Here is an 8,124-nt window from a genome sequence, read left to right on the forward strand (position 1 = left end):
GCGCCGCGCCGCGCACTTCGGTCGCACCGATGCCGCCCAGCATCACCCGCACCGGCCGCGGCAGGCTGTTGACGTGGCGGCTGGCGATCTCGTCGATACGCTCGGACGGCGAAATCACCAATACCTCGATCGGCTTGAGCGGGGTTTTGGCGCGCTGCTCCGGCGTCAGCATGGACAAGGTCTGGTTGACGCGGGTGGTGCGCTCGATGTCGGCGGCGAGACCGTCGAGGAAGATGCTCGACAAGGCATGGCCGGCCACTTGCGCCAGGCTGGGATATTGCGCCAGTTGGGACGGCGCTTCGGAACGCTCGCCCATCCGGCCGGCGCCGATCACCAGAATCTTGCTGGCGCCGAGGTGGATGGCCGGGGAAATCGGCGCAACCTGGCGCATGGAGCCGTCGCCGAAATATTCGCGCCGGCCTTCATAGAAAATCGGTATGGCCGGGAAAATGAACGGAATCGCCGACGACGCCAGCAGATGCTCGACGCCGATCTGGTCGCGGATGGCGCCGCGCTGAGTGCGCCGCCATGGTTCGATTTCCTGCATTGACTGATAAAACGTCAGATGCTGGCCGCCGGTATAGGACGAGGCCGTCACTGCCAGCGCGTGCAGGTTGCCGCTGGCCAGCGCATCGTCCAGGCGCGGCAAATCGAGCAGGCGGTGCAGCATGGTTACCAGCGGGGTGTTGTCGAGCAGGGAGTTGGGTGGATTGGCGCGCCACTTGCGCAGCAGCCAGCCGAAGGAAAACAGCGACAGCCAGCGCGCGCCGGAACGGATCACGCCGAGCGAGTCCGCGCGATAGACCTGCTCCACCTTGAAATTCGACCAGACATTGACGAGCTCGCGCACACCTTCGCCGAAATCATCGGCACGGCACGCCAGCGCGGTGGCGTTGATTGCTCCGGCCGACGTGCCGCAAATGATCTTGAAAGGATTCTGATGCCCGGGCCAGCCGGACTCCAGCAAAATCATGGACACGGCGTTGAGAACACCGACCTGGTAAGCCGCGCGTGCGCCGCCGCCGGTCAGGATCAGTCCTGTTTTTTTATCTGTTGACTCCATGCCAACAGCTTATCAGGGCGCACACGCTTCCGGCGCATGTTGATTAGCAAAAATTCCAGCTGTTGCTAAAAATACGCAGGGAATAGTTACGTAATTATTCTATTTCGGCGGCATGCGGATGGCGCCGTCGAGACGGATGGTCTCGCCGTTGAGCATCAGATTCTCGATGATGGTCTTGGCCAGGTGCGCGTACTCGACCGCCTTGCCCAGGCGCGGCGGAAACGGCACGGCGCCGCCCAGCGAATCAAGCACTTCCTGCGGCATCGACATCATCATCGGCGTCTCGAAAATTCCCGGCGCAATGGTCATCACCCGGATCCCGCTGCGCGCCAGGTCGCGCGCCATCGGCAGCGTCATGCCGACGATGGCCGCCTTGGAGGCGGAATACGCGGTCTGGCCGATCTGGCCGTCGAATGCCGCCACCGAAGCGGTATTGATGATCACGCCGCGCTCGCCCTGCGCCATCGGCTCCTGCCTGCTCATGGCGTCGGCCGCCAGACGCGCCATGTTGAAGGTGCCGACCAGGTTGATGTTGAGGGTCTTCTGGAACAAGGCCATCGTATGCGGGCCGTCCTTGCCGATCAGCTTGGCGCCCGGCGCGATGCCGGCGCAATTGACCAGGCCGCGCAGGCTGCCCAGTTGCTGCGCCGCCGCGATCGCCTTCAGGCCGTCCTCTTCCGTGGTCACATCGCAGCGCACAAATTCCCCCTGCAGTTCGGCCGCCAGCTTTTGCCCGGCCTCTTCCTGCAAATCGGCCAGCACCACTTTGCCGCCGTTCTCCGCCAGCATGCGCGCGGTCGCCGCGCCCAAACCCGATGCCGCGCCCGTCACTACAAATACCTGTCCCGCAATCTGCATGTCTCTTCTCCAATAATAAAAGACCGGCATGGAATACCCATGCCGGTCATTTTTTAATCATCCTCGTGGAATGTGGACTGCTATTTTCCCACGGGTGCGGCGATCACGACAGCTTCCGTTGCCGTCGTTGCCGTTACCGCAGCCGGAACGGCGGTCATGGCAGCACTTGCCGCCGTCAAGGCTGGCGCCGGCAGTAACGGCACCAGCAACAGCGCGACGATATTGATGATCTTGATCAACGGATTGACGGCCGGGCCGGCGGTGTCCTTGTACGGATCGCCCACGGTGTCGCCGGTGACGGCCGCCTTGTGTGCATCGGACCCCTTGCCGCCGTGATGGCCGTCTTCGATGTACTTCTTGGCGTTGTCCCAGGCGCCGCCGCCGGTGGTCATTGAAATCGCCACGAACAGGCCGGTGACGATGGTCCCCATCAGCAGGCCGCCCAATGCCGCCGGTCCAAGCAGCAGGCCGACGATGATCGGCACGATCACCGGCAACAGCGACGGCACGATCATTTCCTTGATCGCCGACGAGGTCAGCATGTCGACCGCCTTGTCGTATTCCGGCTTGCCGCTGCCGTCCATGATACCCTTGATCTCGCTGAACTGGCGCCGTACTTCGATCACCACGGCGCCGGCCGCACGTCCCACGGCTTCCATCGCCATCGCACCGAACAGGTAGGGAATCAAGCCGCCGATGAACAGGCCGACGATCACCATCGGATTGGACAGATCGAACGAAGTGCTCTTGCCGACCGCGTCCAGTGCATGCGTGTAATCGGCGAACAGCACCAACGCCGCCAGTCCGGCCGAACCGATCGCGTAACCCTTGGTGACGGCCTTGGTGGTGTTGCCGACCGCGTCGAGCGGATCGGTAATGGCGCGCACCGATTCCGGCATGCCCGACATTTCGGCGATGCCGCCGGCGTTGTCGGTGATCGGGCCGTAGGCATCCAGCGCCACGATGATGCCTGCCATCGACAGCATCGACGTCGCCGCAATCGCGATGCCGTACAACCCGGCCAGCCAGTACGACGCCAGGATCGCCGCGCACACCGCCAGCACCGGATAAGCGGTCGACTTCATCGACACGCCGAGGCCGGCGATGATATTGGTGCCGTGGCCGGTGGTAGAGGCTTGCGCGATGTGCTTGACCGGTTTGAAATCGGTGCCGGTGTAGTACTCGGTGATGTAGACCATCAGGCCGGTCAGGACGATGCCGATCACCGCCGAACCCATCAGCGGCACGCGCAGTTCAGGCGGCACCATGGTCCAGGTGATGACGGCGAAACCGATCAGGCTGAGGATCGCCGCCCACCACAAACCGGTGTACAGCGCCGACATGATCTTCTTGCCGGGCGCAACCTTGACCATCATGCAGCCGACGATCGACGCCAGGATCGAGACGCCGCCCAGCGCCAGCGGATACAGCACCGCCAGCACTTCGCCGCCCTTGATCACCAGGCTGCCGAGCAGCATGGTGGCAATCAGCGTCACCACATAGGTCTCGAACAAGTCGGCCGCCATGCCGGCGCAGTCGCCGACGTTGTCGCCGACATTGTCGGCGATCACGGCAGGATTGCGCGGGTCATCCTCGGGAATGCCGGCTTCGACCTTGCCCACCAGGTCGGCGCCCACGTCTGCGCCCTTGGTGAAGATCCCCCCACCCAGCCGGGCGAAGATAGAGATCAGCGACGCGCCGAAGGCCAGTCCGATCAAGGGCTGGATGGCGTCATGCAGGCTGGCCGCGCGGCCCTGTCCATAGATGTACAAGACCCAGAAGAACAGCGACACCCCCAGCAGCCCCAGCCCCACCACCAGCATCCCAGTGATGGCGCCACCGCGAAAGGCCACGGCCAGCGCCTGGTTCATGCCCTGCGTGGCGGCCTGCGCGGTGCGCACGTTGGCGCGCACCGACACGTTCATGCCGATAAAGCCGCAGGCGCCCGACAGCACCGCGCCGATCAGGAAACCGACCGCGGTAATCCAACCCAGGCCGGGAATCAATGCAATGAGGATGAAGAGCACCACGCCGACCAGCGCGATGGTGCGGTACTGGCGCGCGAGATAGGCTGCCGCGCCTTGCTGGATGGCAGTCGCGATGTCTTGCATGCGCTGATTGCCGGGGTCCTGCTTGAGAATCCAACTGCGGGAAATAAGACCGTAGATCACTGCGACCACGCCGCATGCCACGGCAAACCATAGGGCTCCTGCCATCATGTCTCCTCCTTGTTTTTTCACGACAAAGTCAACAATCACGACCTTCCGCAGCAACGCCTCTGGTGATCACGGCGTTATTACGGACACTGCGCACTGCAATACTTTACGTGGCCTCTTTTATGGATTTGATGGGCCGCCCCTGGTTACACCGTATCGGTTACGTCTGACTCCCCTGTTTTCAATCTGTCTGACCAAGCTGCTGCATCCGCAGTATCCACTGCTGACATAAAAAAAGCGGACACATGGTCCGCTTCATTTTATGACGCCAGCGCCGCAAATGCACTCTCTCTGATTTGCTCCACCGGTCCGACGCCGGCGATCTTGCGATACTTCGGCGCACCCGGCTGGCCCGATTCGGCCCACTTGCCGTAGTAGCCGACCAGTACTTCGGTCTGCTCGTGGTACACCGACAGACGCTTCAGGACGGTTTCTTCCTTGTCGTCGTCGCGCTGGATCAGCGCTTCGCCGGTGACGTCGTCCTTGCCCTCGACCTTCGGCGGATTGAACTTGACGTGGTAGGTGCGGCCCGAAGGCTGATGCACGCGGCGGCCGCTCATGCGCTCGACGATGGCGCTGTCTGGCACGTCGATTTCCAGCACGTAGTCGATCTTGACGCCGGCATCCTTCATGGCGTCGGCTTGCGGCGTGGTGCGCGGGAAGCCGTCGAACAAATAACCGTTGGCGCAGTCCGGCTGCTTCAGCCGGTCCTTGACCAGGCCGATGATGATGTCATCGGAAACCAGACCACCTGCGTCCATGACCTTCTTGGCGGCGACTCCGAGTTCCGTGCCGGCGGCAACGGCGGCGCGCAGCATGTCGCCCGTCGAAATCTGAGGAATGTTGTACTTTTCCTTGATAAAAGTGGCTTGCGTACCTTTACCGGCACCAGGCGCTCCTAGAAGGATGAGGCGCATATGTTTTCCTAAATTGAAGTTTTGAATTCTATTGCGATGGCGATCCGTACAACTGTTGCCATCGAAGGCGATTGTCTCTGTGACGCCGCTTGCATCTTGCTCTGAACGAAACTTACCACAAAATCTTACTGAATCATGACAAACGCCTATTTTTTAGGCAGCCAGCCGACCTCAATTATCGCGATGGAGAATGACAGGAGACTTACAAAACCACGCTGGTGGCGCATCATCGGCGAGACGATTTGTCTCGCGAAAGGCAGCCGACGTTACAGCGCGGAAATAGCCGCCACCAGGGGACTGTCGGGAGGCGCTTCGAAATGCTTGCGGACGCGCTCCAGATCCTCGGGCGTGTCAACGCCGGCTTCCGGCAACATCGACGTCACGTGCACGGCGATCGAATAGCCGTGCCAGAGCACGCGCAATTGCTCGAGCGCCTCGATACGTTCAAGTGGCGATGCCGTCAGCGTCGGATAAATCTGGAGGAACTTGTTGGTATAGGCGTACATGCCGATATGGCGCAGCGGCGCGAATTCGTGGCTATGCAACTCGGACAGGCTGTCCTTCGATTGCGCAAAACCGTCGCGATGCCACGGAATCGCGGCGCGCGAGAAATACATCGCGCACCCTTCCTTGTCCAGCACCACTTTGACGACATTGGGATTGAACATCTCCGGCAGCAATTCGATCGCATGCGCGGCCGTCGCCATCGGCACGTCGGCCTTGATATGGCCGGCAGTGGCGGCAATCAGGCCGGGATCGATCAGCGGCTCGTCGCCCTGCACGTTGACCACCACGGCGTCTTCGGCCAGGTCCAGCGCCGCAGCCACTTCGGCAATGCGGTCGGTGCCCGAGGGATGATCGGCGCGCGTCATGGCGACGTCGATGCCGTGCTGTTCGCAGGCGGCATAAATGTCGCGGTGATCGGTCGCCACCACGATGCGTGATGCGCCCGACAAAGCCGCCCGTTCCGCCACGCGCACGATCATCGGCTTGCCGCCGAGGTCGGCCAGGGGCTTGTTCGGCAAACGGGTGGAAGCGAGGCGTGCGGGGATGATGACGGTAAAGGACATGGCGGGAATCAATCAGCAATCAGACATACAACGACAGAAACTGCAGAAACTTGTTCTTTATTCAGCAGCCGGTTCGACCGCAGCAGCAGGTCCGGCAGGCGCAGCGCCCAGATCACGCGCTTCGTCGGCCCACATGATCGGGATGCCGTCGCGGATCGGATAAGCCAGCTTGTCGCCGTTGCAAATCAGTTCCTGGGCTTTTTTGTCGTACTCGAGCGGGCCCTTGCAAATGGGGCACACGAGGATATCAAGCAATCGGGCGTTCACGGAGTTTCTCCACTATGTGTTCAGCCAGCGCGCCGTCTATGCGCGCCGTCACAGGCACGACCCAGATGCGGGGGTCGTTTTTGATGGCCTTTATAGCCCTGCATTTTACTGCATCCTTCTCGGTGATCAGAATCACCGCCGCCGCCATCGCGGCGAACGGGTTGTGAGCAAAATCGTAGTGATCAGGCAATGCCACCCGTTCGAAGTTCAGCCCGGCCTGCTCCAGTGTCGCAAAAAAGCGCGCCGGATTGCCGATGCCGGCCACCGCGGCAATGCCTTCGGCGACGCTGAGCGAGGCCAGCGGCTGGCGGCAGGCGCGATCTTTCAGCAACTCGACCTGATCCGTCTCCAGCTGCATCGCGAACGCGCCGGCAGGCGCCTTGCCTGCAGCGCCGACGTTGCACACCGTAAAGTCGCGCGCGGCGCGCGAGAAATACATCGCGCACCCTTCCTTGTCCAGCACCACTTTGACGACATTGGGATTGAACATCTCCGGCAGCAATTCGATCGCATGCGCGGCCGTCGCCATCGGCACGTCGGCCTTGATATGGCCGGCAGTGGCGGCAATCAGGCCGGGATCGATCAGCGGCTCGTCGCCCTGCACGTTGACCACCACGGCGTCTTCGGCCAGGTCCAGCGCCGCAGCCACTTCGGCAATGCGGTCGGTGCCCGAGGGATGATCGGCGCGCGTCATGGCGACGTCGATGCCGTGCTGTTCGCAGGCGGCATAAATGTCGCGGTGATCGGTCGCCACCACGATGCGTGATGCGCCCGACAAAGCCGCCCGTTCCGCCACGCGCACGATCATCGGCTTGCCGCCGAGGTCGGCCAGGGGCTTGTTCGGCAAACGGGTGGAAGCGAGGCGTGCGGGGATGATGACGGTAAAGGACATGGCGGGAATCAATCAGCAATCAGACATACAACGACAGAAACTGCAGAAACTTGTTCTTTATTCAGCAGCCGGTTCGACCGCAGCAGCAGGTCCGGCAGGCGCAGCGCCCAGATCACGCGCTTCGTCGGCCCACATGATCGGGATGCCGTCGCGGATCGGATAAGCCAGCTTGTCGCCGTTGCAAATCAGTTCCTGGGCTTTTTTGTCGTACTCGAGCGGGCCCTTGCAAATGGGGCACACGAGGATATCAAGCAATCGGGCGTTCACGGAGTTTCTCCACTATGTGTTCAGCCAGCGCGCCGTCTATGCGCGCCGTCACAGGCACGACCCAGATGCGGGGGTCGTTTTTGATGGCCTTTATAGCCCTGCATTTTACTGCATCCTTCTCGGTGATCAGAATCACCGCCGCCGCCATCGCGGCGAACGGGTTGTGAGCAAAATCGTAGTGATCAGGCAATGCCACCCGTTCGAAGTTCAGCCCGGCCTGCTCCAGTGTCGCAAAAAAGCGCGCCGGATTGCCGATGCCGGCCACCGCGGCAATGCCTTCGGCGACGCTGAGCGAGGCCAGCGGCTGGCGGCAGGCGCGATCTTTCAGCAACTCGACCTGATCCGTCTCCAGCTGCATCGCGAACGCGCCGGCAGGCGCCTTGCCTGCAGCGCGGTTCGCGCAGCGGCCCCGCTGGCAACAGCCAACCGTTGCCGTTGCCGCGCGTGTCCGACAGCACGATTTCGACATCGCGCATCAGCGCATAGTGCTGCAGGCCATCGTCCGAAACGATCACGTCGACTTCCGGATGCGCCTTCAACAAAGCCTGTCCCACCGCCACGCGACTGCGGCCGA

Annotated in this window: 8 protein-coding genes and 1 pseudogene; all 9 read right to left on the reverse strand. The window is 62.1% G+C overall.

Annotated elements, in window-relative coordinates:
* Positions 1 to 1,063 (reverse strand): patatin-like phospholipase family protein (locus HLUSI_RS0106400; RefSeq protein ID WP_016833205.1); only part of this gene is annotated, 1,063 nt, incomplete at its 3' end.
* 99 nt (positions 1,064 to 1,162) lie between these two features.
* Entirely contained in the window at positions 1,163 to 1,921 is a 759-nt protein-coding gene (locus tag HLUSI_RS0106405; protein ID WP_016833206.1) for a 3-hydroxyacyl-CoA dehydrogenase, read from the reverse strand.
* Between the two features lie 80 nt (positions 1,922 to 2,001).
* Positions 2,002 to 4,137: a sodium-translocating pyrophosphatase gene (locus HLUSI_RS0106410; RefSeq protein ID WP_040503221.1), complete on the reverse strand. Its 2,136-nt coding sequence runs from the start codon at positions 4,135 to 4,137 to the stop codon at positions 2,002 to 2,004.
* Between the two features lie 260 nt (positions 4,138 to 4,397).
* Entirely contained in the window at positions 4,398 to 5,054 is a 657-nt protein-coding gene (gene adk, locus HLUSI_RS0106415; RefSeq protein WP_029363203.1) for an adenylate kinase, read from the reverse strand.
* Positions 5,055 to 5,320: 266 nt separating this feature from the next.
* Positions 5,321 to 6,124, reverse strand: coding sequence for a 3-deoxy-manno-octulosonate cytidylyltransferase (kdsB, locus tag HLUSI_RS0106420; protein WP_029363204.1), 804 nt, complete (start codon positions 6,122 to 6,124; stop codon positions 5,321 to 5,323).
* 57 nt (positions 6,125 to 6,181) lie between these two features.
* Positions 6,182 to 6,391 carry a Trm112 family protein gene (locus tag HLUSI_RS0106425; RefSeq protein ID WP_029363205.1) on the reverse strand — a complete coding sequence of 70 codons (210 nt, stop codon included), beginning with the start codon at positions 6,389 to 6,391 and terminating at the stop codon, positions 6,182 to 6,184.
* On the reverse strand, positions 6,372 to 7,283 hold the full coding sequence (gene kdsB / locus HLUSI_RS33930; RefSeq protein ID WP_083830859.1) for a 3-deoxy-manno-octulosonate cytidylyltransferase: 912 nt from the start codon (positions 7,281 to 7,283) through the stop codon (positions 6,372 to 6,374). The genes HLUSI_RS0106425 and kdsB (HLUSI_RS33930) overlap by 20 nt, the downstream gene beginning before the upstream one ends.
* 57 nt (positions 7,284 to 7,340) lie before the next feature.
* The gene (locus tag HLUSI_RS0106435) at positions 7,341 to 7,550 is read right to left on the reverse strand and encodes a Trm112 family protein (RefSeq protein ID WP_029363205.1); all 210 of its coding nucleotides are present in this window, start codon (positions 7,548 to 7,550) and stop codon (positions 7,341 to 7,343) included.
* Positions 7,531 to 8,124: pseudogene (gene lpxK, locus HLUSI_RS31375) on the reverse strand (tetraacyldisaccharide 4'-kinase); the annotation flags it as partial. The pseudogene lpxK and the gene HLUSI_RS0106435, both read right to left, overlap by 20 nt.

The sequence above is a fragment of the Herbaspirillum lusitanum P6-12 genome (assembly GCF_000256565.1).
Taxonomy (GTDB): domain Bacteria; phylum Pseudomonadota; class Gammaproteobacteria; order Burkholderiales; family Burkholderiaceae_D; genus Herbaspirillum; species Herbaspirillum lusitanum.

Coding starts and splice junctions, on each gene's coding strand:
- HLUSI_RS0106405 (WP_016833206.1), bottom strand. CDS start 1,921: ATGCAGATTGCGGGACAGGTATTTGTAGTGACGGGCGCGGCATCGGGT.
- HLUSI_RS0106410 (WP_040503221.1), bottom strand. CDS start 4,137: ATGGCAGGAGCCCTATGGTTTGCCGTGGCATGCGGCGTGGTCGCAGTG.
- adk (WP_029363203.1), bottom strand. CDS start 5,054: ATGCGCCTCATCCTTCTAGGAGCGCCTGGTGCCGGTAAAGGTACGCAA.
- kdsB (WP_029363204.1), bottom strand. CDS start 6,124: ATGTCCTTTACCGTCATCATCCCCGCACGCCTCGCTTCCACCCGTTTG.
- kdsB (WP_083830859.1), bottom strand. CDS start 7,283: ATGTCCTTTACCGTCATCATCCCCGCACGCCTCGCTTCCACCCGTTTG.